A 26,240-nucleotide genomic window follows, 5' to 3' on the forward strand; every position below is an offset into this window, starting at 1 on the left:
GGAGTTACTCCCCGTCGTCGGCCCCGCCACGCTGGCGCTTGAGCTGCTTGCGCAGGCGGCGGACCCGCTCGTCGAACCCGTCGGGGTCGTAGTCCACATCGTCCACGTCGAGCTGGTCGAGCAGGTCCATCATGGCGTCGGGATGGTCGGTACGGGTGCCGCCCGACACGCGTACAAAGGCCATTTCCGACCAGAGCAGGGCCTTCAGGCGCACGCCGGTCTGGTCGAGCATCTGCATTTCCACCACCAGGGAGGAGTTGTCGTAGTGAATCAGCTGGCTGCGGATCAGCACGGTTTCGCCCTGCTGGGCCGGGCGCAGGTAGGCAATGTGGTGCTTGGTTATCACCCACGCCGCCCCCGACTCCCGGGCCACCTGCCCGATGTTCAGGGCGTAATGCTCGGTGGTGTGGTCTTCGCGGGCGTTGAGGAAATAGTCGAGAAACCGGGCGTTGTTGAGGTGGCCCAGCGGGTCGCAGTCCTGGAAGTGGACGCGGTAGGTGGTTTCGGGCGTTTTGGGCAGAGAAGCGGCCATGGGTGCAGGTCAGGAACGGGGCGCAAGGTACGGACGACCGGTAAATCAGAGCGGCGAGGTCAAAGTGCAGACCCCAGACCTGAAACGTAAAGACGTCGTGTTTATGAACGTGTCTCAACTCTCCGTCTTACCCTTTCTTCTCCTCCCCTTCGGCTGGTGGGCCAAGCACCTTCACCTTGTCGCCTTTGCTCAGACCCGACAGGATTTCGACGTTGATGCCGTCCGATAGACCGGTCTTAACCAGTTGCCGGCGAAACTTCTGGGGCGCGGTTTCCACCTCCACAAACACGCTGTCCTTGTTGACTTTGCCAAACTGCAGCAAACTTTCCCGGATGGCCAGCACCTGGTTGCGGCGGCCCAGCACGATGTCGCCGTTGGCGGAGTAATTGGCGCGCAGAAACTGGTCGGGCCGCAGCTTGAGGCGGGCCCGCACCTGAAACTTGATGGCGCCATCCTCGGTGATGCCCTTGGGCGCGATATATTCGAGCACCGCCGGGAACGCCTCATTTTCAAGGGCTCCGATGGTCAGGTTCAGGTCCATGCCTTCGCGCACCTTGCCCACTTCACTTTCGTCAATCTTGCCCTCAAACACGAGGGTCTTCATGTCGGCCACCGAGGCAATGGTGGTGCCCTCGTTGAAGTTGTTGCGCTCCACCACCGAGGAACCTACTTTAATGGGCACGTCGAGCAGCAGGCCGGTGATGGTGGACCGGACCAGGTTGGTGGCCCCGCCGGTGTTGCGCGAGGCCCCGCGCTGGGCAATCTGCAGGTTGCTTTCGGCCGCTTCGAGCTGCTGCTGCTTGGCCCGGTAGTCGGCCAGGTAACGCTGGTACTCCTGTTGGGCAATAACTTTCTGCTCGTAGAGGCTCTGCTGCCGGTCGAGCTCGGTTTTGCTGGTTTCTACCGCAATGCGGGCCGATTGAATGCCGGTCTGGGCGTTGTTCACGCTGGCGGCGTTGGCCACGGTGCGGATGCGGGCAATGAGCTGGCCTTCCTTCACGGGCTGCCCGGCTTCCACGTACAGCTCCTCCACGATGCCCGACACCTGGGGCTTGATCTGCACTTCCCGGCGCGGCACGATGCTGCCGGTCGCCACCGTCTTCTTCACGATGTCGGTCAGGAAGGGCTGCTCGGTTTTGTACGTCACCGGGTCGGAGTGCGACTGGCGGTAGAAGTAGTAGCCAAGCCAGCCAAAGCCGGCCAGCAGCAGAAGCAGCAGAAAGGTGAGCAGAACGCGTTTCATTGTTATTAGTTGTCAGTTGTTCGTTGTCAGTTGTTCGGTCATAATTGTGAGTTGATGGTTAATTGTCCGGGCATTTTGTCAAATAAAATCTGAACGATACTGACAACGAACAACCAACGACTATAATCACTCATCCTTCAGCGCCACCACGGGCTGGACGCGGGCGGCAATGGTGGCGGGCACCAGGCCGGCCAGCGCCCCGGCCACGACCAGTAGCACCACGGCCGTAAGCGCCACCTGCACGTCGACCTGGGGGTTGGCGAAAAAGCCCATGTCCTGCCCTTCGATCAGCTTGCTGATACCGGCCATCAGGGCCGTGCCCATGAGCAAACCCAGCAGCCCGGCTACGGCGGTCAGGACAATGCTTTCCTGCACGATCAGGCTCACGATGCTGCCCGGCGTAGCGCCCAGGGCTTTGCGGATACCGATTTCCTTGGTTCGCTCCTTGACGACAATCAACATGATGTTGCTGACGCCGATGATCCCGGCCAGGATGGTGCCCACGCTTACGAGCCAGCTAAAGCCTGCAATCCCGATAAACAGGCCCTGCACCCGGGCATATTCCTCTTCCACGTTGGCCGAGCCAAAGGCCCGCGCGTCCGAAGGAGCCACTTTGTGCTGCCGGCCCAGGACCTGCTTGGCCCTGGCTTCCACCACGGCGGCCGGAATGCCGGCTTTCGGAATAAAGGCAAAGTAGTCGACCTGGTTGACCTTGTTGTAGGTCACCTGTAGGGCGGTGAGCGGAATAAAGATGGTCTGCCCTTCTTCCTGGGCTTCCTCGGGCTTGCCGGAAGCCTGGAACGTGCCCACTACCTGGAAAAAAATTCCCTTGATGCTGATGTACTTGCCCAGCGGGTCGGCCTCGCCGAACAGCACCTCCCGGACGCGGTTGCCGATGATGGCCACCTTGCGCCGCTCCCGGATATCCGTCTCGTTCACAAACCGGCCCCGCGTAAGGGAAAGCGCCTTTACGGCCGGATAGCCGGGGTACTCGCCATTCAGGGAGAAAGTCGAGCTTTTGGGGCCGTACTGCACGGTCAGGCTGCCGAGCGAGGCCCGGGGCAGCACCACGGCGGCCTCCGGAATCTCCCGCAGCAGGGCCGCCACGTCGTCGTTGTTGAAGCGAATAAACCGTCCGGCCTTGAGGCCCTGGTACGGTACGCTGGTGCGCTGGGACCACAGAAACACCGCGTTCTTGGCTACGTCAAACTCTTTTTCGACTCCGTTCTGCATGCCCCGGCCCGCGCCCAGCAGCACCACCAGCATAAAGATTCCCCAGAACACCCCGAACGCAGTAAGCCCCGTGCGCAGCTTGTGCCGCCGCACGGTGCCCAGGATTTCCTGCCATTTGTCGAGGTCGAACATGGTTGATGGGAGCTTGGATTGTTGGGGTCTTGGATAATGGTGTTTGCTATTTGGAACCGATACAGTCTTTCATCCCTTATCCATAATCCCTCATCCCAACTAATCCGCCCGCAGGGCTTCGATCGGCTTGACGTTGGCGGCTTTTATGGCTGGCACCAGACCGGCCAGCGCCCCGGCTACCACGAGCAGCAGAATGGCGCTGACGGCCACGGTAGCGTCCACGCCCGGACGGTCGAAGTACGGGAGCTTGGCGCCGCTTTGCTCGATGCCATAGCTCAGGCCGGCCAGCAGCCCCACGCCCGCCAGCAGCCCCAGGTAGCCCGACACCGCCGTAATCACCACCGACTCCTGCACGATCATGCTCACGATGCTCCAGGGCGTAGCGCCCAGAGCCTTGCGCACGCCGATTTCCCGGGTCCGCTCCTGCACGATGATGATCATGATGTTGCTGACACCCACGACCCCAGCCACCAAAGTCAGCACCCCAATGATGGAAACGAAAACCTTGATGCCATTGAACAGGCCGTTGAACCGCTCCATCTCCTCCTCGTTGTTGTTGAGGTCGAGGGCCTGCTTGTCGGCCGGGTCGAACTGGTGGCGGCGGGCCATCAGCAGGCGCACCTGGGTTTCAAGCTCTTTTACCGGCAGCCCGCCCCGGGTGGTAAGGCCGAGCAGCTGCACCTGGTTGTACTGGTTGAAGGTCGTCTGAAAGGTATTGAACGGCACGTAGGCCCGCTCTTCGTTGCGCCCCTGGTTGCCGGTGCTGGTGAAGATGCCCACGACTTTGAAAAAGACGCCCTTCACCTGCACGTACTGGCCCAGCGCGTCGTCGTCGCCAAACAGCACCTTGCGCACCTTCTCGCCCATTACCATCACCTTGCGCCGCTCGGCCAAATCCAAAGGGCTCAGGAACCGGCCGGCCGTCAGCTTCTCGCCGTTGAGCTGAAAAAACTCTCCATTCGCCCCAAACACCTGGTACGAGCCATTTTTGGCGCCCCGCATAATGGTGTATTCCCCGCTGAGGCGGTTGCGGGGAGCCAGCAGCTCGATGCCGGCCACCTGCTGGCGCACGGCTTCCATATCGGCATTGGTGAGCTTGATTTCCCGGCCGGGCTTGAGGCCATGCCAGGGCAACGAAGTCTTGCCTCCGCTCACGAACAGGCTGTTGACGGCCCCACCGCCAAACTCGTTCAGCACCCCATTCTGCATGCCATTGCCGGCGCCCAGCAGCAGGACCAGCATAAAGATGCCCCAGAACACCCCAAACGCAGTGAGGAAGGTGCGGAGCTTGTTGCGCCGCATCGTCATCAGAATCTCCTGCCACTTGTCGAGGTCGAACATGTATTAGGGCTTAGGGACTTAGGATCTTTAGGTCTTAGAAATGAACAGGTGAACGGAGGCGAAACAAAGACCCAAGGCCCTAAAACCTATCTTCCACAGCTCTGGCGGACCAACTCGAGGCGGCGGACCAGGTCTTTCACCCGGGCTTCGTCGGTGGTGTAGAGGGCGAAATCGGAAGTAGTGGTGTTGCCTTTGCGGGCGCGCCGGATCTGTATCTCGTAGGGCGCCGTCTTTTCGGCCTTGTCGTCGTCCTGCTCCTTGCGGTGGTAGGTGATGCTCTTCACGTCGCGCCATTCAAAGCTCATCCGTAGCTCAAAGGCCCCGTCGGCGGCCTTCACGGCCCAGCCCGTGGCCGACTCGCCCCGGTTGAACGTCACCGAAACCGGCTTGCTGGTGGTCACGTCGGCGTCCGAATCCCGGAAAATCTGGTCTACCTGGCAGTCGGTGAGCACCACGGTGGCTTTTTTGGTGGGCGTGGCCGGGTTGCTCATCAGGCCGTTCAGCTCTTTGGCCAGGGCCTGCTTGTCGACGGTGGTCTGGGCCTGGGCCGCCAGGCCGGAGCCGGTGAGCAGCGCGCAGAAAAGGAAAAGCTTTTTCATGGGAACATGCTTTAAAAGCGTGAAAAGGAAAATAGAGAGAAGCTATTCACTGACAATCAGGCCGTCACGGACCCGCACTACGCGCTGGGTCTGAGCGGCAATGTCGTTTTCGTGGGTCACGATGACTACCGTCATGCCTTCGCTGTTGACCTGCCGGAAGATATCCATCACCTCCTGGGTGGTTTGCGTGTCAAGCGCGCCGGTGGGCTCGTCGGCCAGAATAATCTTGGGCTGACTGATCAAGGCGCGGGCAATGGCCACCCGCTGGCGCTGCCCGCCCGACAGTTCACTGGGCAGGTGGTCGGCCCGGTCGAGCAGTCCTACCCGGTCGAGGTACTCCAGGGCGAGGCGGTTGCGCTCCTTGCGGCCCACTTTCTGGTAGTAGAGCGGCAAGGCCACGTTTTCCATGGCATTCTTAAAGTTCAGCAGATTAAACGACTGAAAGACGAAGCCCAGCAGGCGGTTGCGGTAGTAGGCGGCCCGGGCCTGGCTTAGGTTCCGGTCGATGACGGTGTCGGCCAGCTGGTACTCCCCGCTGTCGAAGTCGTCGAGGATGCCCAGAATGTTGAGCAGCGTGCTTTTGCCCGAGCCCGAGGAGCCCATGATGCTGACCAGCTCGCCCTCGGCCACGTGCAGGTCAATGCCCTTGAGCACCGGCAGCCGGCCCTGCCCCACGGCGTAGCTTTTGCGAATATTCCGAAGGTGTATCATAGATGCGGTGTCGGGCAGAGCGAGCAGGTGCCCTGGTACCGGCTGCCCGGGAGCTTTTTCGGGCGTCCCCGGTGCCAGTTACCTCGTGCGACACTGGCACAGATGCCCCCACCGGATAAACGGTTGCCTGCACCAGAACTATTCCCACCCGGCCCGCGCTTCTGACCTCCTTTTTAAAAGCATACGACACAGAAAAGCCCAGACCGGCAGCTGCTGATCTGGGCTTATAATCGGGTTCGGGCAGGCTAGTCGGCGCGGCGGGCGCGCATCTGCTCCGCCATCTGCCGCTTTTTGGCCTGGTACTCCTTGTACTGCGCGGCCGTCAGGATCTGCCGCAGTTCGCCTTCGGAATTAGCGTTGATACGCTTGAGCTCCACGCCCAGGGCGGCCTTGTCGGCACCCAGGCGCTGGCGGGCCGCATTTACCTGCTCCACGGTTTCGTTGAGCACGGCGCGCACCTTGCTTTGCTGGGACGGCAGCAGCTGCAGCTCGTCGGTCATCACGTCGGCCAGGTCGCGGGCGGTGCGCTTTTTGATTTCCGGGGCGGGGGCGGGTGTCACCGCCTCAGCCGTGCGGGCCGTAGGAATATCTTTTTTACGCCGGGCGCAGCCGGTTGCCAGCACTAAGGCCAGCAGGAACAGAAGAAAAGAGCGGGGTGCGGACATAGAAAGGCTCAGGAATTTCCTGCCCTTACGTGAAAATCCAACAAATGGTCCGGCGCCCCGCTGAAACGCAGATTGCTGCTTCCTGCCGCTTCCCGGCTAATTCGGCAGCCCGAACTACAAAGCCCGCGCTGCTCCGGCCGCTTCACGCTGCCCGACGGCCGGGCCAGTAGCTTTCATCTCCTGGGCAATGTGGTGGGCCAGCGCCATGATGGTGAGCATGGGGTTCACGCCGCTGCAGGCCGGAAAGGCCGAGCCGTCGGCTACGAACAGGTTTTTCACCTCGTACGTCTCCCCGCTGGGCGCCACGGGGTGAGTAGCCGCGGTACCACCCATCCGGCAGGTGCTCATCTGGTGGGCGCTGTACAGGTTGAAGCGGTTAGGTTTCCAGTTGAGCCGGGGCAGCCCGGCCAGCACCTCCGGGTTTTGAATTACGCCATCGGCGGCGTGCAGCACGGGCAGCGTACCATGCGGCAGGTACACTTTCCGGGCCCCGGCGGCTACGTGCACTTCGGCAGCCCCGCGCACCCCCGCCAGCAGGCTACCCCGGTCAAAGTCGCTGAGCACGTACTCGATAAGCGGGCGGCCCTGTTTGTCGACGCGCACCCGGCCCCCGTCCCGGTCGCGGGTAAGCACGATAAAGCTGCCCAGGTGCTCGGCATCGAGTAGGATCCGCTTGTGCTGCTCGCCCGACAGCCAGGGCAGGGTCATGGCCATCAGCCCCGCATGGACGGGCGGGGTTTCCAGCTTGGCGCCGAAGTTGGTGCCGTGCAGGCGCGTGAATGAGTCGTTCACCACCGACATGCTGGGTCCATGCCAGCCCTGAATCGGGTGCGGATACACGCCCGACACGGCCACGGTGGGATGCAGGTGCAGGTGCTGGCCCAGGTGGGCATGGCGCAGGCCGCTGCGCAGCAGCAAGGCCGGCGTCTGAATGGCTCCGCCTGCTACCACGACCCGCCTGGCCCGGACCGTGATGCTCACCGGCTGCCCCCCGGCGGTGGTATGCACGGCTTCGGCCCCGGTGGCCCGCCCCTGCTGCACGACTATCCGCTCGACACGGGTATCGGCCAGAATGCGGGCCCCGTGCTCAAAGGCTAGCTTGAGGTAGGTGTTGAGCGTGCCCTGCTTGATGCCGTACCGGTCGCCGAGGGTGGTGTAGCCCAGGCCCAGAAAATGGTGGTCGGAGTCGGTGAGGCCTTTTTCGTTGCGCGGAATCAGCTTCACGTCCTGCCCCAGCCTGGTCGAGCCGTCCAGCAGGGCCTGGTTCTGGCCGTTGTGGCGGGTGTAGTCGGTATTGATGCTCAGGGCCCGGGTGACGGCATCGAGGCTGGCTTTAAACGAAGGCGCAAGGAAGTGCGGGGCCTCGTGCTCCCGGGCCCACTCTTCCAGCACGTAATCCGGCGTTCGAAACGAGCCCGCCCAGTTCACGGTGGTTCCCCCGCCCAGGCAGCTGCCGGCCAGCAGCGTTACGCCCCCGTCCACGGTACTCAGGGCCCCTTTGGCATCGTAGAGCTTACCCAGCATATCCACTTCGCGCTGGGTGAAGTCGCAGCCGTGGCAGTAAGGGCCTTTTTCCAGGACCAGCACGTCGTGCCCGGCGGCGGCCAGCTCCCCGGCCACCACGCCCCCGCCCGCCCCGCTGCCAATTACCAGCACGTCGCAGTCGTAGGTTGTAAGAGTGGTGGGCGTGAGGGTACGGATGGGCCGGGCCGTATCCACTACCTCATCGGGCAGCGGGCCGGGGTAGCCCAGCGCCGCCCACGCCTCGTTGCCGGTTTCGGCCGAAGACGAGCCGTAGGCCAGGAAGATGAGCAGCTTGCGCAACGCCGCGAAACCCTGGCGCAGCGGCGGCAGGGGACTGCGGGCCCAGCTTTGCAGAAGCTGCTCCCGTTGCGCGGCGTCGAGCTTGCCGAAGGGCTTGAGCGGCCCCAGCCAGGTGAGGCCGGCCAACGGGCTCTGCAGCAGGTCGAGCAGCTTCACAAACTCCTGCTGGGCTGAAGCCGGCTGCTCCCGGATAGCCTCAAATACCCGCTCCACGTCTACTGCCTCGGAGCCGCGCCGGGCCCAGAAGCCGGAATGCGGGCCTTCGGGAGGCAGGGCGGGAATAAAGGTATCAGCCAGGGCACGAAGAGTGGCGCGGTGCGCGTCGGTGAAGGTTGTCATGCGAAGAAAAGCGGCGCGCGGAAGACAGCGGCCCGTTCTGAAAAGGTCGGCATTTTTCCGCAACTAGTCGGCATGCCGCGTAGTTCACCGGCTAGAATAGGTTTGCTTCCGTGGGCCTAGTTGACCCCAGACCGGTGGGTAAGCGGTTTTGGGCACGCAAAAGCCCCGGCTTTTCAACCAGGGCTTTCTGATACAGGAGGTTGCGGACCGGCCGGGCCTATCCTTTCACCTGGGACTTTAGCCACTCGGCGAGGGTGCCTTTCTCATTCATAGCCGCCAGGGCTTCGATCTTCTTATTCCGCTGGTAGCCGCCGGCCTGGTAGGCTTTCAGCACGCTCTTCACGCCTTCCAGGTTCATCATCGCCATATCCTTGCTCTCGGGATTCTGCAACTGGTAGCGCGACCAGCCGCCCATGAACACCATCAGCATAACGGCGTCCTTGCTGCCGAGGTCACTCGTGTACTTTTGCAATTGCACGGATACGGCCGGCGTGCCGGTCATCCACTGCAGCAGGAACACGTTGACCTGCTTGCGCGTCGCGTCGTCTTTGCCGAGGGGCGTCGTTTCAAGCCAGTTCACGGCTTCAATAACCTGGGCGTCGTAGCGGGCATAGTCGGCGGGAGCCTGGAAGCTGTAGCCGGTGGGAACCTGGTAGGCGGTTTGGGCCCGGGCGGCGGGGCCGCCGGCCAGCAGCCCGAAGGCCAGCAGGAGAAGATACTTCTTCATGCAATAAGGAGTAGAAAAGGGTGGGAATACCGGCTTAAGGTAGGGAAAGAAGTTGCTTTAAGCGGCGCGGCGGGTTTATGCAGCACCGGGCGCGGGCGTACTACTGGATGGTTTTCCCTTCGGCCTGCTGCAAGGAGCCGGCTACCAGGGGAGCTTCAGCAAACCGCTCTTTGGGGGCACTCAGCGGTTGGGCCTGGTCTTGTGAGAAATCGAGCTTATAGCCCCGGTTGTCTTCCGTAGTTAAAAAGACATTATCATGGTCTTGATCATCTTCCGGCACAAACAGAATGGCTTTTTTACCGGCCTCCACCACCCGAAACCATTCATCTGCCGGGCGTATCGTAGCCCAGCCGTAGATTTTGGCCGGCCAGTCAATGCCTTCCGGGTACGTCAGATAATTCACCAGATAGCAGAGCCGGTCGAAGGTGATGTCATAGGGAAACACCAGGGCAAACCGGGACTGGCTTAGCTCAACAAGCCTGGTTCGCACGACCACACCGCTTTCGTTGTAGAGACTGCTAAACCGGGCAAGGGCCGCCGACACATCACTAAGCGCTGCGCCATCCACGATAATGAGCTTGTCGTTCTCCGTCAGGACTGCGGGCAAATCCTTAGGCCCGGGCTGGGGCTTAGGCCGTCGCCCCCGCAGAACCCACGCGCATAAACCCAGCACCAGGGCCAGTAAAACGATTATTCCAACGTTTTCCATATTCAGCGGTCAGCAAACGGCAGGAGTAGTGGGGCCACGAGGCCGGCGGGTGCTAAAAAGACTTTTCCTGCTGACGCCAGCAAGCTACGCCCTTTCGGCTTTCCACCCGGCCTCAAGCTCAAATAGCACCTCCCCGCTCTTGGTCCGGCCAGTTTCCTGCCAGCCCTGGCGGCGGTAGAACTCCTCGGCCCGGGTGCCGGGGTCGGTGCTAAGCCAGATGGGGTGCTGGGTTTGCCTGAAGTACCAGCTCAGCAGCTCGTCGTGCAGCTTTTTTCCGATGCCCCGGCCTTCGTAGTCGGGGTCCACGAACAAGGCCCAGACGCTGTGGTCCTGCAAATCGGCAATGGCGAAGCCCACGACCCGGCCGTCGGCTTCGGCCAGCCAGCCCCTGCCCCGCTCGGTGAGGTAGTCGACATAATCCTGCCGGGTTACCCGGCCAGGGTCAGAAAGCTGGTTTTCACGCACAGCCAGGCGTATGGCAGAAAGCTGGGGAATGTCGGCTACCTGGGCTTCACGAATCTGCATCGGGCGGAATGGGTTAAATCAGGCGGCAAGATTTGAATTTCTGCCGGCAACTACCTGCGGCGCTGCGGGAGCTGGCCCGTAGTAGCTGACATTCCCTCGGCCGGCACTACCCGGAAACAATTCGGGTGCGTTGCGCTTACTTCGTGGAGCCATCGTACACGCCTTTCATTTTCCCTGCCCATTATGACTCCTGCTGAACTCCACCGCTACAGCCGCCACCTGCTGCTGCCTGAAATCGGGCTGGCGGGGCAGCAACAGCTGAAAGCGGGCCGGGTGCTGGTGGTGGGCTGCGGGGGACTGGGCTGCCCGGTCCTCCAGTACCTGGCCGCGGCCGGCGTGGGCACCCTGGGGCTGCTCGACTTTGATACCGTGGACGAAACCAACCTGCAGCGCCAGATCCTCTACGGCACTGCCGATGTAGGCCGGCCCAAGGCCGTGGCCGCCGCCGAAAAGCTCCGGGCCCAAAACCCGTATATCGACGTGCAGCCCCTGCAGATGCGGCTTTCGGCCACCAATGCCCTGGAGCTGTTCGAAGCCTATGATGTCGTGGTGGATTGCTCGGACAACTTCGCCACCCGCTACCTCGTCAACGACGCCTGCGTGCTGCTGGGCAAGCCCCTGGTATTCGGGGCCATCTTCAAGTTTGAGGGACAGGTTTCGGTATTCAACTACCGGCAGGGGCCCACCTACCGCTGCCTCTTCCCTACCCCGCCCGCCCCCGGCGAAGCGCCGGGCTGCTCGGAAATCGGGGTGATGGGCGTACTGCCCGGCATCGTGGGCACCCTGCAGGCCAGTGAGGCCATCAAGCTGCTGACCGGGGCCGGAGAAGTGCTCAGCGGCCGACTGCTTTTGTTTGATGCCCTGCTGATGCGGTTCCAGACCCTGCGCTTTAAGGTTAATCCCGCCCATCAGCAGCTGCCGGGCCTGATTGACTACCCCGCTTTCTGCGGGGAGACGCCGACGTCGGATGCCGTGCCGGAAATGGATGCCGCCGAGCTGAAGCGCCGCCGGCAAGCCCCCGAGCCCCTGCTGCTGCTCGACGTGCGGGAGCCGCACGAGCACGCCGCTCGCCACATCGGCGGCCGTTTGATTCCGCTGGCCAAGCTGCCGGACGCATTGGAAACCCTCGACCCGACCATTCCCATTGTGGTGCATTGCGCCAGCGGCCGGCGCAGCCAGCAGGCCGCCCGCCTGCTGCTCGACCACGGCTTTCGGCAGGTTTGGTTTCTCCGCAACGGCCTGCAGGATTTTTAGAAGCCCACAGTTTATAGCTTGCAGCTCCTCAAAAAAACCGCAGCAGCAGGTCAATCATTTTGCGCACCCGGGGCGTGTAAGGCGGGTACAGCATCTTCACCGACGTGGGGCCGACCCGCTGCTGCAGCACGCTTTTCAGGTTCGAGAACGTATCGAAGCCGTAGCGGCCATGGCAGCGGCCCATGCCGCTGTTGCCCAGCCCCCCGAAGGGCAGGTCAGGATGCATCAGGTGCACGATGGTGTCGTTGACCGACACGCCGCCGGCGGGAGCATGGCTGAGCACGTAGCGGCGGTTTTCCCGGCTCTGGCTGAACAGGTACAGAGCCAGGGGACGGGGGCGGGCGTTGATAAAGTCCACGGCTTCCATCAGGGTGCGGTAGGTGCGCAGCGGCAGGATCGGACCGAATATTTCCTCCTGCCACAAGCCCGCGTCTTCCGGCACGTTGGAAATCAGCGTGGGCTCGATAAAGCACTCCGACTGATCGACAATGCCACCCATTTCCAGGGTTCCGCCCGTCCGCTGCCCTTCTTCAAGCAAATGACTCAGGCGCCGGAAGTGGTGGCCGTTCACGATGCGGGCGTAGGAGTCCGACTGCTGCACGCCCCGGCCATCGGCGTCGTGCAGGCGGCGGGTGGCCTGGCGGATTTCCTCTACCAGGGCATTACGCACCGACTCGTGCACCAGCAGGTAGTCGGGAGCCACGCAGGTCTGGCCGGCGTTCAGAAACTTGCCCCACACGATTTTCTCGGCCGCGTCGCGCAGGCTGGCGGTTTCATCTACCAGCACCGGCGACTTGCCCCCCAGCTCCAGCGTAACGGCAGTGAGGTGCTCGGCTGCGGCCCGCATCACGATTTTGCCGACCTGGGGGCTGCCGGTAAAGAAGATGTGGTCGAACGGCAGCTGAAGCAAAGCCGTCGACACGTCCCGGTCGCCCTCGCACACCACGACTTCGCTCGGATCAAATACCTCGGCTACCATTTCCCGGAGCAGGGCGCTGGTGTGGGGCGTCATCTCGGAGGGCTTGAGCATGCAGCAGTTGCCGGCGGCCAGGGCTGAGATGAGCGGGTCGAGAGCCAGGTAGAACGGGTAGTTCCAGGGGGCAATAATCAGGACCACGCCCTTGGGCTCGGGCTGCACCCACGCCCGGGTGCCGAGCAGAGGCAGCGGGGTGCCCACCTTGCGCGGGCTCATCCACTCCCGCAGGTGCTGCAGCGTGTGCCGGAGCTCAAGCTGGCTCACGTAGATTTCCGACAACGCCGCTTCCTCGGCGGGCTTGCGGAAGTCGGCGTACAGGGCCTGCTCGATGCGGCGGCGGTTCTGGGTAAGCCAGCGGCCCAGCTCTTCCAGACGGGCCGCCCGCTCTGCGGCTGACTCCCGCCGCAGAGCTTCGCTACGGCCCTTCAGCCGCGCAAACAGGTTGGGCAACGTGGTCAGGTCGGCGTTGGGAGCCAGGGCGGGCGAAGAAGCGACGATGGTGGACATGGCGGGCAGGTAAGCAGAACAGGAAGCTGCTGAAGGTAGGCAGGAAACCGGCAACCTGAAACAGTTCCGCTTACAGCGGGGTTTGGCTGCCGTCACAAAAAAGCGTCTGTACTGCTCTTAAGGCAAGCTTTGGCTCGGGTTCAGGCAACTATTACGGCCGGCAGGGTGCTCGGCGAACCCGTAAGCCGTACCTTTGCGGCCCGAAAACGATTTGCTGCTCATGTTTTTACCAAGTACCCGGCTTATGATTCGCCGGCAGGTTCTGTTGGCTTTCCTGCTCCTGCTTCTGGGCCCGGCAGCCACCGCCCGGCAGCTGACCGCCGATTCGCTGGCTTTTCGTGCCAGCCGCCAGCCGCGGGTTGCCACAGGTTCCCGGACCAGCCCGCCGGCCCCGAGTCACTGGCTGCTCGGCATTCCCCGCACGCTGGTTGGGGCACCCGTTTCCAAACCGCTTCGGCCCCGGCCCTGGTACTGGCAGGTGCGGTTTTCACCCCTGCTCAAAAGCGGGCATACCGGCCTCACACTGCGTTACCGGTGGTAAGGTAGTACAAGGGCTTGTTTACCCGAGCCTGAGAACGTTCAGAAAATCAAGAAAGCGGCCGGAGCACAAGCTCCGGCCGCTTTCTTTGCTAACAGACCTTACTGCCTTTCGCAGCGGGAATGAGCAGATACGAAAATCAGGTATTCAGAATTTCGCCGCCGTTGGGGTGCAGAGCCTGGCCCGTGATGTAGGAAGCGTCGTCGGAAGCCAGGAACACGTAGCAGGGCCCCACTTCGGAGGGCTGGCCGGGGCGCTTCATCGTGGTGTCTTTCCCAAAGGAGGCAACTTTCTCGGGCGGGAAGGAGGCCGGAATCAGAGGCGTCCAGATGGGGCCGGGGGCTACGGCATTTACCCGAATCTTTTTCTCAGCCAGCTGCTGGGCAATAGAGCGGGTGTAGGCGGTAATGGCGCCTTTCGTGGCGGTGTAGTCGACCAGCTGCTGGTTGCCGCGGTAGGCATTGATGGAGGACGTGTTGATGATAGAGTCGCCTTCCTTGAGGTGCTTCAGGGCCTCTTTGGTGACCCGGACAAAGGAAAAGAAGTTAACCTGGAACGTGTCGAGCCACTGCTGCTCAGAGATGTCGGTCACATCGGTGCTCACGAACTGCTCGGCGGCATTGTTCACCAAAATATTGAGCCCACCCAGCTCCTGCACCGTCTGGTCGACAATGGACTGGCAGTAGCCGGCGTCGCGCAGGTCGCCGGGCAGCGTAAGGCAGCGCCGGCCTTCGGCTTCCACCAGCTGCCGGGTTTCGTAGGCGTCCTGCTCTTCTTCCGGCAGGTAGGTAATAGCCACGTCGGCGCCTTCGCGGGCAAAGTGCACCGCTACGGAGCGGCCAATGCCACTGTCGCCGCCCGTGATGAGGGCCACTTTGCCCAGGAGCTTGTCGCTGCCTTTATAGCCGGCCCGGATATACTCGGGCTTCGGCGTCATTTCCTGCTCGATGCCCGGCTGCTGGTCCTGGTGCTGCGGGGGCAGGCTGGTTGGTTTGTTTTCCATCGTCTGGTAGGATGATAAGAGCGTGAACTCGGGCTAACGCGCGGGCCGGAACGGAAGTTATAGCCCAGCTAGCCCAGCGCAGGGCCCCGGCGGGGAAACCAAAACCACTAAAACGGGCCCAGCGGCGGCCGGTGCCGGGCAGCGTACCGCTGTTGCCCCGGGTTATGCCCTGGTCGGTAACCGAACTCAATGCCGGGAAGCCGATGTTGGGCGGTTATGTCGTTTTCTCCGGCCCGGACGGGTCTGCTTGCTTTCCTGCTGCTCTTGCTGGCTGGCGCTGCGCCCCCACCGGCCGGAATTCCGCCGTTGGTGCTGAAAACCACGCCCCTGCCGTTTACGCCCAAGGAATTCTACGTGGCCGACGTGGTGGATGAGCGGGCCGACAAAACCGCCGTGGCCCTGCTGCTTGCTCCCCCGCCCGGCCCCAAAGCACCCGTGGGGGCGCCGCGCCCCGTCGATTTTCAGGGTGGCTTTCTGCCCGCGGTACGTCAGTACGCGCGCCAGAGTCTGGCCCGCAATACCAGCCTGCGCCCGGTGGTGATCCACGTGCAGGAGCTGCGCGTCACCGAAACCCCGTCGCCCGGCGTTCCGGGGCGGGTAGATGGACGCGTAGTAGTAGCCATGCGCTTCGACTGGGAGCGGGAAGGCAACCCCGTCCACCTGGTTGACTACCGGGCCGGGGCGCGCTACAACCGGCCGGCGGGGCAGTACGCCGCAGTGGAGCCCACCATCCGGCAGGCTCTGGCTGAGTCTCTGCGTTACCTCAACACCTGGATCAACCAGGAAGCCGGCCGCAGCGGCAAGCTGGCCACCGGCCTGCAGGTCAGCTTCCGCGACCATACCGCCAGCCCCGAAGACGAGGATACCTTATTCTATTCCCCGGCCCGGCCGCTGCGGTGGTCTGACTTTCGGGGCAGCCCCCGGGCCGGGCGGTATGCGGCCGTAGTATATCCCAACTTTTCCTACGAAGGCCGGCCCCGGGTTGTAAACGGGCAGGTTGTGCTGGAGCTGGTGCTTAAAACGTTCGTGGTGCGCAGCTCATCCTGGGTGGGAGCAGGCTCCGAAACGCCCTATAACCTCAACCATGAGCAGCGCCACTTCGATCTGGTAAAGCTGGTGGTGGAGCGGTTCAAGCAGCGTATCCGGGCCGGCACCCTCCCCGTGGACTACTACGCTGGCCTGCTGCAGGCGCAGTACCTGGAATCGTATCGGGAGATGAACCACCTGCAGGACCAGTACGAAACCGAAACCGGGCACGGCACCAACGAAGCCGCGCAGGAACGGTGGAACCAGCGCATCGACGCGGAGCTGCGGCAGCGGGGCCTGAAAAAGTAAGCCGCCCTTCCTGCCCCGCCCGAGGGCAGGTAGGAAAGGCGGCCTGATCAACCGGCTTGTGGGCCGGACTAGCGCTTCACTTTCCGCTCCCCGTCTTCCACCTTGATCTTGGTGTCGTCGGCGCGCTTCACTTTGTAGTCGCCGTCGGCTTCAATCTTCACCTTCGTGCCGTCGGAATACTCGATTTTCCGGTCGCCGTCGGGCTCCGTGGTAGACTTCACGATCCGGGGCCCACGCCGCCGGCTGGCCGTGCCGCCCCCGGCACTACCCGAACTAGTCGTCGTAGTCACGGTGGTAGTGGTGGCGTCCGCATCGCCGTCGCCGCGCAGCACGGTGCTCAGCTCAGCATCGGTCTCACTGTTTACCGAGCGGATGGCTGCATAGCGTCCGGTAGTATCGGTGGTGTATTGCTGCCGGACCTGCCGCAGCCGCCGGCCCCGCTGGTAGTACACCTCTTCCACCCGGGTTACCACCACAGTGTCGGTCAGATGCATGTTGTCGGCCGTCTGCTGGGCCATTCGGCTGGCTTCGGCGCGCAGGGCAGCATCGGTCGTATCCGTTGCCAGGGCATCGTTGTCGATTACGACGGCGGTGTCGGAGTCGCCTTGCTGGTTTTTGTCTTTCGAGCAGGAGGCGCCGGCTGCCAGCAGGGCAGCGCAGGAAAGCAGGAGCAGGGAATGTTTCATGGTGCTTCGGAGTAATGCGGCACCATTGATTCGGCGCCGCAGACAATTGGGCGCTATACGGCCGGGCTTGGCAGGCGGTTGTAGCCCTGCCGCAGCCGGCTGACCAGGCTACTTCTTCTTTTGCTTCGGCTGCTTCTGCAGGTAGTTTTTGGCTTCCTTGTAGAGCGTCGTGTTATGCTCCGCCTTTTTTTCTACCTCCGTGTAGTAGCGCACGGCCTGAGCCGTGTTGCCCTCGTCGTCGGCCATCCGGGCCAGGTTGATGTTGGCCGACAGGTAAAACCCGCTCTTGGTGGCATCGGTGCTTTCCGAAAACACGATGCAGCGCATAAAGTAGTCTTTGGCCTTGGCCGGGTCCTTACTTGAGGTGATGGTGCCCAGGAAGAACGTGGCATACCGGCCGCTGATGCCCTCGTAGCCCGGGAACCCCCGGTTGATCTTATCCAGAATCTCCCGGCTGATCCGCTCGCACTCCACCCACTCCCCGCGCTGGTAGCACAGCAGCGCGTACAGCCGCTGGAAGTAGCCGTTGTCGGGGTAAGTGGCAGCCAGGGAGCGGGCTACCGGCAGGGCGGCGTTCAGGTTGTTTTCGTCGTTGAACAGGATGCGGGCCAGGTAGAACCTGGCCTCTACACTGGTGTAGAAGCCATTGTCGGCCACGTTGCGCAGCTGCTGCAAACCCAGGGCGCGGTTGCCCTTCGGAAAGAACAGCAGCACCGGCCGCAGCACCTTGTAGTGCTCGGAAATCCAGACCGCGTAGTAGTTGAACAAGGCCTGCCCGTACAGAAACTCCGGGCTTAGTCCGTTGGCCTCGTTGCTTTTCTGCAGGTAGTCCAGAGCCCGGCGGGAGCTGACGGTAGCCCGGCCCCAGTTTTTGCGCTCGGCATTGAGCTGAGCGTCCCAGCCATAGGCGGCCGACAGGAAAAAGCAGGCTTCGTAGTTCTTTTTATCTTTTTTGTAAAGCTTCTCGGCCTTGATAATGGTGGTGTCCATGTACGCCAGGAAGATCTTATCGTACTGCTTGGTTTGCAGGCCGGTAGGCATAATCTTCCACCAGAAGCTCATGCCCATCAGCAGGTAGGGCAACGGGTGCTGGGGGTAGCGGCGACGCAGCGACCGGAATTGCTTCTCGGCCTTGTCGTACTTGAAGTTGTAAAGGTTGAAGATGGCACCTTCCAGCTCGGTCTGGATGTCCTTGTCCAGCAGCAGCCAGCCCTTGGTATCCACTGCCCCGGGCGCCACGTCGATGTTGCTTAAATCAACATGAATCGGGGCGGGAACGCGAACGGTATCCGGCTGCTGGGCGCGGGCCGCAAGCGGGCCGAGCACCAGCAACATCCAAAGGGCAATTCTCCACATAGTTCTTCTGTTAAGTCAAAGCTAAAACAAAAAGCCTGAAGGCGGGCCGGTTATGCTTTTGCCCGCTGTTGTATTCAGACTTCTGCATAAGCCGTGAACCTGCCCAAACACCGTAACAGGGTGTTTAATTTCGCATCCTTACCCGGGAAATCTGCCCGGCCGGGAGCTACGGTTTTCTGAGAAACCTGCTTGCGCCAGGTCCGCGGAGCCGGCGGGCGTCAGTATATCCTGGTGTTCGGGTCTGTCGTTAAAGCATACAAACGGCCAGCCGGCGCGGGATAAGTCCTGCGCCGGCTGCTCTCCGCTAAACGCCTGCCCTCTGCGCCGGCCGCCTTTCTGCATGACGCACGACCCTGCCCGTCCCACCGCTGCCCCGCGGGCCCGCTTGGCCATTACCTTTTTCTTTCTTGTGTCCGGGTTTGGCTTTTCAACCTGGGCATCCCGGATTCCGACCATCCAGCACCAACTGGGCCTGAATGAAGCCGAGCTGGGCGCCGTCCTGCTGGCTTTGCCCACCGGTCTGCTGCTCACGCTACCGGTAACCGGCTGGCTGCTGAGCCGCTACAGCAGCCGGCGGATTATGCTGGTGGGGGCAGTGCTTTACAACGTGGCGCTGGCTTTGCTGGGCTTCGCTGCCCACACCTGGCAGCTGGTGGCGCTGCTGTTCTGCTTCGGCTCGTCGCGCAACCTGCTCAACATTTCCATGAACGCCCAGTCGGTGGGTGTGCAGGCGCTGTATCCGCAGTCCATCATTGCCACCTTCCACGGGGTGTGGAGCGTGGCGGGCTTCGGCGCCGCCGCCCTGGGCGCCGGGCTGATTAGCGCCAATGTCAGTCCCGCTTACCATTTCCTGGGCGTGGCGCTGGCCCTCACCGGTCTGGCGCTGGCGTTCTTTCCGGGCAGCCTGGTTTTGCCCCCGGCTCCACCCACGGCGAAAAAGGGCTTCGCCTGGCCCGACAAGCCCCTGCTCCGCTTCGGAGCGGTGGCCTTTGCCTCCATGGCCTGCGAGGGCACGATGTATGACTGGAGCGGGGTGTATTTCCAAAAGGCCGTGCACGCGCCCCAGCACCTGGTGGCGTATGGCTTTGCCGCCTATATGATTGCCATGACGGCCGGGCGCTTCACCGGCGACTGGCTGGTGGGCCGGTTTGGTATTCCGCCCATCCTGCGCGGCAGCGGCCTGCTGATGACGCTGGGCCTGGTGATATCCGTCGCCTTTCCCACTCCGCTGCTGGCCGGCCTGGGCTTTGTGCTCGTCGGGCTGGGCGTATCGTGCGTGATTCCGCTGGTGTTCAGCCTGACCGGCAAATCTACTACCCTGAGTACCGGCTCGGCCATTGCGGCCGTGTCGACGGTGGGCTACCTGGGCTTTCTGATTGTGCCGCCGGTGGTAGGCTTCGTGGCCGCGGCAGCTAATCTACGCTGGTCGTTTGCGCTGATGTCGGTGCTGGGACTGGTGGTCGTGTGGCTGGTGCCGAAGCTGAAGTAGCGCCCGATTTCCGAGTACAGGCTGGTTTTCCGCTTACATTTGAGCAGGCTGGCTTTTGGCAGCCTTCACCTTGATTTTGGTTTTGCTTTTGACCGGCGCTGCCGGCTGCCGGGCAGGCTTTTCTACCGGCTGAGCCGGGGTCAGGCCATTGACGCTCACCAGGCTATTCAGGTACAGCTCCAGCATGGTGTAGCCGCCCGTACCAGGCCGGCTGCGGTCCGTCGGATCCTGGGGGTTCAGCTGCCGGCTTTTCTCCCAGAGGTCGGGCATGCCGTCGTGGTCGGTGTCGGCGGGTACGGGGCCGGTTTGCAGCACGGGCCAGGCCTGCTGCGACACGGTGTAGGGCGTGCCGTGCGGGTAGCCGCCGGGCACGTCAATCAGGCGGCCGGTGCGGGTACGCACGTTGCGCACGATTCGCTCGTCGAGCGTGTCGCGCCGGGGACGAGTCGCCCCGGCCCCGGCCAGCACTGCCTCGTAAGCTTCCCGGGCTTTCTGGGTGGCTACCAGCCCCAGCTCAAACGGCTTTTCCACCCGCGACTGCGCTTTGTCGGCGCTGCTGCCGCCATTCATCTGTACCCCCCGCCAGTTGTCGGCCGTCACGGCCGGGCTGCCTTCCACGTAGTTGCCCATCACGTAGAACTTGCCGAAGGGCAGCTGCAGCTTGCCGGCAGCATCCTGCTTGTAGGGATTCAGCACCCGGTCCTGAACGCTGGGCCTGGTAGAAGGACCGGCTTTGTAGTAGTTGTTTACGACGTTGTAGTTGCCGCCCTCGCCCCCGTACACGTTGTTCTCGCCCCAGTTGTAAATGACGTTGTTGCGGAAGTCGACATTTTCGTGGCCGGGACCGGCCCCGTGCCGGCTGCCGTTGAAACGGGGCGTGCGGCTGTTGCAGTGGGCAAACAGGTTGTGGTGAATAGAAGTGCGCAGGCCGCCCATGATGCCCCCGTAGCCGTGATGCTCGAAGTCCTTGTCGCCGCTTTCGAAGTGGTAGGAATAGTTGAGCGGCTCGCTGATCAGGTTCCACTGCAGCGTGGTGCTGTCGGCCTCATACAGACTGAAGGCTTCGTCGGTGCTCCAGCTCATCGAGCAGTGGTCCACGATGATGTGCTTCTGCTTGAAGCCGCCCCCGAACGCGTCGTCGCCCCCGGCTCCGTGCACGAAGCCCTGGTTCTGGTTTTTGTCGCCCATCCGGAACCGCACGAACCGCACAATCACGTTGCTGGCTTTTACGCTCACGGGGTAGTCGGCCAGGCAGATTCCGTCGCCGGGGGCCGTCTGCCCCGCGATGGTGGTATTGGGCGCGGCAATGCTGAGCGCGGAGCTGAGGTGAATCGTGCCCGAAACCCGAAAAACCACCGTGCGGGCCGCAGCCGGCTCAGAAAGAGCATAGCGCAGGGAACCGGGCTTGCCGTCGTCGCTCAGATGGGTGACTTCAAACACCGTCGTAGGCTGCTGGACCGTCCCCCGGCCGCCGGAGGTGAAGCGGCCCGCACCTTCGGCTCCCGGGAAAGCCTGCTGCTGGGCGGCGGCGGGCAGACCAAGGGCCAGCGTGAAGCCGAGCAGGCCAGCGCGCAGGCGGCTGGCGGAAAGTTGAACGGCGGGCTGGAAAAGCAGAGTCGGCAAGAAACGGGGGCAGAAGGGAGGAAAAGAAATGCTGAATCACCTTTTGCAGGCTTTTCAGCCATTGATATTACCGAAATACCCCCGGCCGACCGGCCTTACTGCCCGGCTTTATTTGTGCAATCGATGTCGGCAACGTTGCCGGCTTTCCTACAACGAAGACCCCGAGCTGATTGAGCGCATCGTAAACCGGGAGCATCCGCGCCGGGCCACCTTCAGGCTGCTGCCCGAAGTCGACCACTATTTTACCCGGGCCAAAACCCGCTTCAGCATCTGCAGCTGTCCGAGGCCCCCGACCCGGAGCGAAACCCTGCGCTGGATGGCGGCCCGGGAATAGGCCTGATACCCCACATTCAACCCGATGCCAGCGGGGTCGGCCTTAACGAGGGGGCAGTACCCGGCAGACCACAAAAAAGCGGCTGGCACCGCGCAGGTACCAGCCGCAAAAGCGCTGCTTACGCTGAATCTATTGGCCCCGGGCATGAACCGGCAGGTCCTCCAGCTGGGCGTAGCTCAGCTTCCAGGTGCCCTTCGGATTCTTTTTCCAAAGCAGGATGAAATTGCCCTCCCCAATACCGTGCGGCATATCCGGGCCGGTGGGCAGTACGTCCACCGAGAAGGTGCCGGCTTCGTAGGCCAGGTTCGCGTCGGTGCCGGTGCTGACCACATTGGTTTTCAGGTCGGTGATGGTGCCCAGCGTGGCCCGAACCCATTTGCTGCCTACTTCCGACTTCCCGCTGAAATGCGTTTCGCCCTGTACAAACTGCACATCGTCGGCCAACAGGGAGTCGAGCTTGGTGCCGTCTTTCGTATTCCAGGCCCCGATAAACTGCTGATTGAGGTCGTGAACATTCACGGCGCCGGTGTCCGTGTCGCTGGTGCGGGAGCAGGCCGTAAGGCTGGCTGCTACCAGCAGGATTCCCATGTACGATTTCATAAAATCCGGGAGTTAGAGGGTGAAGGTTGAAATGAAAAAGCCCAGGCACAAGCGGCCTGGGCTTTTTTGATCCAGTGCGCTACAGGTTACCAGCTCTTGCGACGGTACTCCGAGGTGGAGTAAGCCGCGTTCGGGTCACCATACGAGTCGTTGGGCAGATAGGCTGCGTTGCTGGCGTAAGGTACCTGATTGCCTTTCGCATCGGCAAAGGCGGCCAGACGGGCCGAGGTGAAGCCATTGGCATTGGCCGGTACCGTAGCGGGCTTGCTGGCAGTTACCGTCCGGGCCTCCGACGACTTGCGGGCGGCTACGGCGCTGCGGTTAGCCTGGGCGCGGTAGGCGGCCTCACGACGCTCCTCGGCGGCACGGTTGGCAGCGGCTACGCGGGCAGCCTCGGCTTCGCGGGCCTTCTTGCGGTTGTCAATGCCCTTACCGATGGCATAACCGGCCGCACCACCGGCGACGCCGCCTACTACGCCACCCACTACACGGTTGCGCTTGTGGATAATGGCACCAGCCGCGCCACCAACACCGGCCCCGATGATGGTGCCTTTGGCCTGGGGGCTCCAGGGCTTGCGCTCCTGGGCCTGGGAAGAATAGCCGAACACAACGGTGAACAGCATGACCATGGCGAGGATATAACTGAGCTTTTTCATGACTTCAAGATTTAGGTTCAGTGTTAACTGCTTTCTGGCTGGTGAAATACAAGCACCGTGCCACAACGCCGCTGCTTTGCTTACGGACACCCCGCCCAAAGGGGTGCTGACCCGGTTCTGCAGAACACAAAAAAGCCGGCCCGTTAACACGGAGCCGGCTTTTTTCAGGCTGTAGAGTAACGGCTAAAGCTTGCCTACACCGGCTCCCTGCAGCACCACGTTTTTCACGTCGACGGTAGCGGGCGTCAGGAACGAAGTGTAGGTGTAGGGCAGCGTTGGAGTGCAGGTACTGGCCGTAGGGCGGGTACCGGTGGAGTTCGTATAATTGTTGTCAATCAGCTCCCAGGTGCCGGTGCCGTCGGTCGAAATCACCGGGTTTTTGGTGCCTTCGAAGTAGTTTTTCTCGATGCGCAGGCAGGCTCCCGAACGGCTGTCGATGGCCTGGCCGATTACGCGGTTGTAGTAGTTGTTGAACAGATGGGCGCTGCCAAACCGGAACAGGGGCGTCCGGCTCCCGATGTTGAAGTAGTGGTTGTGGTGGAAGGTAACTTTGCGGTCAAAGTTGTCGGTGTCCGACGAGCCGACCAGGCTGGCCTTGTGGTGGTCGTGGAAGTAGCTCCAGGATACCGTGATAAAGGCGCTCTGGTCGCGGATATCGAGCAGGCCGTCGTACAGGTCCTTGTTGGTTTGCACGGCGGGGTCGATGTTGAAAAACTCACAGTGGTCGACCCACACGTTGGTGCTGGCGCCCTGAATCGTGAGGCAGTCCCCGGCATTGGGCCGGATGGTGGGCAGGTTGCTGTCGGGGTCGATGCCGGTGGGCGTGATGGTGGACATGGTGAACTTGAGGTTGCGCACGATGACGTTCTTCTGGCCGTTGATGCTCAACCCCACGCCTTCCAGAAATCCTGCTGACCCCACGCCAAGCAGCGTTTTGTTGGACTTCACGGCAACGGAAGCGCCGGCCGTACCCGCCGATATTTTCCGGTCAATCTTAATCACCAGCGGCTCGGAGCTTTGCGCGTAGCTGGTCAGCTCGGCCAGGGTGGTAGCGGTTACGGTGTTGCCCGCGGCGCCGCCAACGGTGCTGCCATTCAGCGACGCGTAGCCCATCAGGGCCGCGTCGGGCGTGGGAGGAGGCGTGACGGCAGAGTCTTCCGGGGTTTCCTTGGTGCAGGCCGCGCTCAGCAGCAGGCTCCCCAGCAGGGCCAGCATGGTGAGGCGGGATGTTACGCGGGGCAGAAAGTTCGAAGTCAGCAGTTCAACGGGCATGGCAACAGGGTAAAGCAGAGGAAATCAGGTGGGTGGCGCAGGCACAAAGCCCGGGGTCCGCCAACAAGTTCCGGGGTTTGCAGGCAATTCACTACTGATGCGACCGGGTTTAACTGCGCAAACGTTGTCGGGAACGATGCCAGCGGGTTTGGTTCGGCCCGGAAAAATTGCGGACGCCCGGCGTTTTCCGGCCGCGGCGTATCAATTGGCTGCCGAAGCTTTGGTATATTCGGCCCTGGCCCGGTTTCGACCGGGTCGGGGAGCAGCGGCGCAGGCAGCCGGTTGCGGGGATTGTGGCTGCCCGGCCCGACCTGAACTTTAGCCCCTGCGTATCTGTAGTACTATATTCACCGTTCCCTACTGGTATCTGCCCGACTGCGTCGGGCCCGGCAGCAGGCCGAACACCCACCAACACGCGTAACATGGCCAGGTCCCAAGCATCTTTCGGCAAGAAGGAAAACGAGAAAAAACGACAGAAGAACAAGAAGGAAAAAGAGGAGCGCAAGGAAGAGCGCCAGGCCAATGCCAAGAAGGGCCAGACCCTGGATGAGATGATGGCCTACGTCGATGAGAACGGCAACATCTCCACTACTCCGCCTGATCCCAGCAAGAAAAAGGAAATCAACGCCGAGGACATTCACATCGGCGTCCCCAAGCAGGAAGACCGGGAGCAGGAAGACCCGATCCGCAAGGGCACCGTCACGTTCTTTAACGACTCTAAGGGCTACGGCTTCATCAAGGATTCGGAAACCCAGGAAAGCGTATTCGTGCATGCCAACTCCCTGAGTGGTCCCATCAAGGAGCACGACAAAGTAACCTTTGAGGTGGAAATGGGCCAGAAAGGCCCCAACGCCGTTTCGGTAAAGAAAATAGAAGTAGCGTAACTACTGCCGGCCCGGGCTAGTCCCGGTCGTGAAGAGGCTGATGCTCCCCGGGCGTCAGCCTCTGCTGCGTTTAAGCTGCTGCCGGATTAACTCTGGTTAGCTTTGAAGGCGCACCGGCGGCCCGATTGCCCTGGATTTCCGCGCTTACCACACTGCCTGATGACCGAGCCAACCAAGGACGCCGCCCCCGAGAAAGAAGCCCTGCACCCCCGCAACCGCCACCGGGGCCGCTACGACTTCGCCCAGCTGACAAGCGCCACGCCGGAGCTGGCTCCCTTCGTGGCCGTGAATCCGCATGGCGACCAGAGCATCGACTTCGCCAACCCGGACGCGGTGAAAGCCCTGAACAAGGCCCTGCTGCGGCAGTTCTACCACATTCAGCACTGGGACATCCCGGCCGGCTACCTGGCCCCGCCCATTCCCGGTCGCGCCGATTACATCCATTACCTGGCCGATTTGCTGGCGGAAGTGAACGGGGGCGTGGTACCTACCGGCAAGCGGGTGCGGGTGCTCGACGTGGGCGTGGGCGCCAACTGCATCTACCCCATCATCGGCAACCGGGAGTACGGCTGGCGCTTTGTGGGCTCCGACGTGGACCCGGTGGCGGTGAAGATGGCCAAGCAGATCATCGTCAGCAACCCGGGGCTGGCCGGGGCCGTGGAGTGCCGGCTGCAGCCCTCGTCGGCCGACATCTTCAGCGGGGTGGTAAAGGCCTCGGAGGTATTTGACCTGACCATGTGCAACCCGCCTTTCCATGCCTCCCAGGCCGAGGCCGAAGCTGCCAACCGCCGCAAAAACATCAATCTGAGCACTCCTGCCAGCCCGAAATCGGGGTCTAACTTCGGTGGGCAGCCCAACGAGTTGTGGTACCCCGGCGGAGAAGCCACCTTTACGTGGAAAATGGCCGAGGAAAGCGCCCTGCAGCGCAGCAGCTGCCTGTGGTTTACCACGCTCATCTCCAAAAAGGAAACCCTGCCCGGGCTCTACAAAACCCTGCAGAAGCGCGGGGCTGCGGACGTGCGTACCATCTCGATGAGCCAGGGCCAGAAAACCAGCCGCATCGTGGCCTGGACCTACCTCGACGCCGAGCAGCGGGAGCAGTGGCGGCAGAAGCGCTGGGCTCCGGAAAGTCCGGCGAAGTAGTCGG

25 protein-coding genes are annotated in these 26,240 nt (G+C 62.4%); 6 read left to right on the forward strand and 19 right to left on the reverse strand.

What is annotated here, in order from left to right; genetic code table 11:
* Positions 1-4: 4 nt before the first annotated feature.
* The 11 genes from LJY25_RS12890 to LJY25_RS12940 all read right to left on the reverse strand — a co-directional run bounded on the left by LJY25_RS12890 (position 5) and on the right by LJY25_RS12940 (position 10,580).
* A complete protein-coding gene (locus tag LJY25_RS12890) occupies positions 5-532 on the reverse strand; it encodes an acyl-CoA thioesterase (RefSeq protein WP_227608758.1) in 528 nt (175 codons plus the stop codon).
* Positions 533-659: 127 nt separating this feature from the next.
* Positions 660-1,775, reverse strand: coding sequence for an efflux RND transporter periplasmic adaptor subunit (locus tag LJY25_RS12895; RefSeq protein WP_227608759.1), 1,116 nt, complete (start codon positions 1,773-1,775; stop codon positions 660-662).
* Positions 1,776-1,901: 126 nt separating this feature from the next.
* Positions 1,902-3,140 (reverse strand): ABC transporter permease, encoded by a 1,239-nt coding sequence (locus LJY25_RS12900; protein ID WP_227608760.1) that lies wholly within the window; start codon positions 3,138-3,140, stop codon positions 1,902-1,904.
* A gap of 99 nt (positions 3,141-3,239) precedes the next feature.
* A complete protein-coding gene (locus LJY25_RS12905) occupies positions 3,240-4,481 on the reverse strand; it encodes an ABC transporter permease (protein WP_227608761.1) in 1,242 nt (413 codons plus the stop codon).
* Between the two features lie 86 nt (positions 4,482-4,567).
* Complete coding sequence (locus tag LJY25_RS12910; protein WP_227608762.1) at positions 4,568-5,080, reverse strand: hypothetical protein; 513 nt, start codon at positions 5,078-5,080, stop codon at positions 4,568-4,570.
* 42 nt (positions 5,081-5,122) lie between these two features.
* Positions 5,123-5,791, reverse strand: a complete 669-nt coding sequence (locus tag LJY25_RS12915; protein ID WP_227608763.1) for an ABC transporter ATP-binding protein — start codon at positions 5,789-5,791, stop codon at positions 5,123-5,125.
* A 245-nt stretch (positions 5,792-6,036) separates the two neighbouring features.
* A complete protein-coding gene (locus tag LJY25_RS12920; protein WP_227608764.1) occupies positions 6,037-6,456 on the reverse strand; it encodes a hypothetical protein in 420 nt (139 codons plus the stop codon).
* A gap of 114 nt (positions 6,457-6,570) precedes the next feature.
* The gene (locus LJY25_RS12925) at positions 6,571-8,619 is read right to left on the reverse strand and encodes an FAD-dependent oxidoreductase (protein WP_227608765.1); all 2,049 of its coding nucleotides are present in this window, start codon (positions 8,617-8,619) and stop codon (positions 6,571-6,573) included.
* A gap of 217 nt (positions 8,620-8,836) precedes the next feature.
* On the reverse strand, positions 8,837-9,346 hold the full coding sequence (locus tag LJY25_RS12930; protein ID WP_227608766.1) for a hypothetical protein: 510 nt from the start codon (positions 9,344-9,346) through the stop codon (positions 8,837-8,839).
* Between the two features lie 100 nt (positions 9,347-9,446).
* Entirely contained in the window at positions 9,447-10,055 is a 609-nt protein-coding gene (locus tag LJY25_RS12935) for a hypothetical protein (protein WP_227608767.1), read from the reverse strand.
* 84 nt (positions 10,056-10,139) lie between these two features.
* Positions 10,140-10,580 carry a GNAT family N-acetyltransferase gene (locus LJY25_RS12940; protein WP_227608768.1) on the reverse strand — a complete coding sequence of 147 codons (441 nt, stop codon included), beginning with the start codon at positions 10,578-10,580 and terminating at the stop codon, positions 10,140-10,142.
* Positions 10,581-10,763: 183 nt separating this feature from the next.
* On the opposite strand from LJY25_RS12940, the gene moeB reads away from it, so the two are divergent.
* Entirely contained in the window at positions 10,764-11,834 is a 1,071-nt protein-coding gene (gene moeB, locus LJY25_RS12945) for a molybdopterin-synthase adenylyltransferase MoeB (RefSeq protein WP_227608769.1), read from the forward strand.
* Between the two features lie 28 nt (positions 11,835-11,862).
* On the opposite strand, the gene LJY25_RS12950 is transcribed toward moeB, so the two are convergent.
* A complete protein-coding gene (locus LJY25_RS12950; protein ID WP_227608770.1) occupies positions 11,863-13,317 on the reverse strand; it encodes an aldehyde dehydrogenase family protein in 1,455 nt (484 codons plus the stop codon).
* 677 nt (positions 13,318-13,994) lie between these two features.
* Positions 13,995-14,858 (reverse strand): SDR family oxidoreductase, encoded by an 864-nt coding sequence (locus LJY25_RS12955; protein WP_227608771.1) that lies wholly within the window; start codon positions 14,856-14,858, stop codon positions 13,995-13,997.
* A 216-nt stretch (positions 14,859-15,074) separates the two neighbouring features.
* Between LJY25_RS12955 and LJY25_RS12960 the strand changes: the two genes are divergently transcribed.
* Positions 15,075-16,193 (forward strand): hypothetical protein, encoded by a 1,119-nt coding sequence (locus tag LJY25_RS12960; protein ID WP_227608772.1) that lies wholly within the window; start codon positions 15,075-15,077, stop codon positions 16,191-16,193.
* A gap of 68 nt (positions 16,194-16,261) precedes the next feature.
* On the opposite strand, the gene LJY25_RS12965 is transcribed toward LJY25_RS12960, so the two are convergent.
* Both LJY25_RS12965 and LJY25_RS12970 read right to left on the reverse strand, forming a co-directional pair.
* Positions 16,262-16,879: a hypothetical protein gene (locus tag LJY25_RS12965; protein WP_227608773.1), complete on the reverse strand. Its 618-nt coding sequence runs from the start codon at positions 16,877-16,879 to the stop codon at positions 16,262-16,264.
* 108 nt (positions 16,880-16,987) lie between these two features.
* Positions 16,988-18,235: a tetratricopeptide repeat protein gene (locus tag LJY25_RS12970; protein ID WP_227608774.1), complete on the reverse strand. Its 1,248-nt coding sequence runs from the start codon at positions 18,233-18,235 to the stop codon at positions 16,988-16,990.
* Positions 18,236-18,575: 340 nt separating this feature from the next.
* On the opposite strand from LJY25_RS12970, the gene LJY25_RS12975 reads away from it, so the two are divergent.
* On the forward strand, positions 18,576-19,724 hold the full coding sequence (locus LJY25_RS12975; RefSeq protein ID WP_227608775.1) for an MFS transporter: 1,149 nt from the start codon (positions 18,576-18,578) through the stop codon (positions 19,722-19,724).
* A 33-nt stretch (positions 19,725-19,757) separates the two neighbouring features.
* Here the strand turns inward: LJY25_RS12975 and LJY25_RS12980 are convergent, their stop codons facing one another.
* Positions 19,758-21,347, reverse strand: coding sequence for a pectate lyase family protein (locus tag LJY25_RS12980; RefSeq protein ID WP_227608776.1), 1,590 nt, complete (start codon positions 21,345-21,347; stop codon positions 19,758-19,760).
* A gap of 112 nt (positions 21,348-21,459) precedes the next feature.
* Here LJY25_RS12980 and LJY25_RS12985 point away from each other — a divergent pair, with 112 nt between their 5' ends.
* Complete coding sequence (locus LJY25_RS12985) at positions 21,460-21,681, forward strand: hypothetical protein (protein WP_227608777.1); 222 nt, start codon at positions 21,460-21,462, stop codon at positions 21,679-21,681.
* Positions 21,682-21,810: 129 nt separating this feature from the next.
* Here the strand turns inward: LJY25_RS12985 and LJY25_RS12990 are convergent, their stop codons facing one another.
* The 3 genes from LJY25_RS12990 to LJY25_RS13000 form a co-directional block, all read right to left on the reverse strand.
* Entirely contained in the window at positions 21,811-22,281 is a 471-nt protein-coding gene (locus LJY25_RS12990; protein ID WP_227608778.1) for a YybH family protein, read from the reverse strand.
* 86 nt (positions 22,282-22,367) lie between these two features.
* Positions 22,368-22,937 carry a glycine zipper 2TM domain-containing protein gene (locus tag LJY25_RS12995; protein ID WP_227608779.1) on the reverse strand — a complete coding sequence of 190 codons (570 nt, stop codon included), beginning with the start codon at positions 22,935-22,937 and terminating at the stop codon, positions 22,368-22,370.
* Between the two features lie 183 nt (positions 22,938-23,120).
* Positions 23,121-24,209 carry a pectate lyase family protein gene (locus LJY25_RS13000; protein ID WP_227608780.1) on the reverse strand — a complete coding sequence of 363 codons (1,089 nt, stop codon included), beginning with the start codon at positions 24,207-24,209 and terminating at the stop codon, positions 23,121-23,123.
* Between the two features lie 422 nt (positions 24,210-24,631).
* Between LJY25_RS13000 and LJY25_RS13005 the strand changes: the two genes are divergently transcribed.
* Together LJY25_RS13005 and rlmF are read left to right on the forward strand one after the other, a co-directional pair.
* A complete protein-coding gene (locus tag LJY25_RS13005; RefSeq protein WP_227608781.1) occupies positions 24,632-25,093 on the forward strand; it encodes a cold-shock protein in 462 nt (153 codons plus the stop codon).
* A gap of 159 nt (positions 25,094-25,252) precedes the next feature.
* Entirely contained in the window at positions 25,253-26,236 is a 984-nt protein-coding gene (rlmF, locus tag LJY25_RS13010) for a 23S rRNA (adenine(1618)-N(6))-methyltransferase RlmF (RefSeq protein WP_227608782.1), read from the forward strand.
* Positions 26,237-26,240: the final 4 nt, after the last annotated feature.

Origin of the sequence: Hymenobacter translucens (assembly GCF_020685205.1) — a bacterium.
In the GTDB taxonomy this organism is placed as follows: Bacteria; Bacteroidota; Bacteroidia; order Cytophagales; family Hymenobacteraceae; genus Hymenobacter; species Hymenobacter translucens.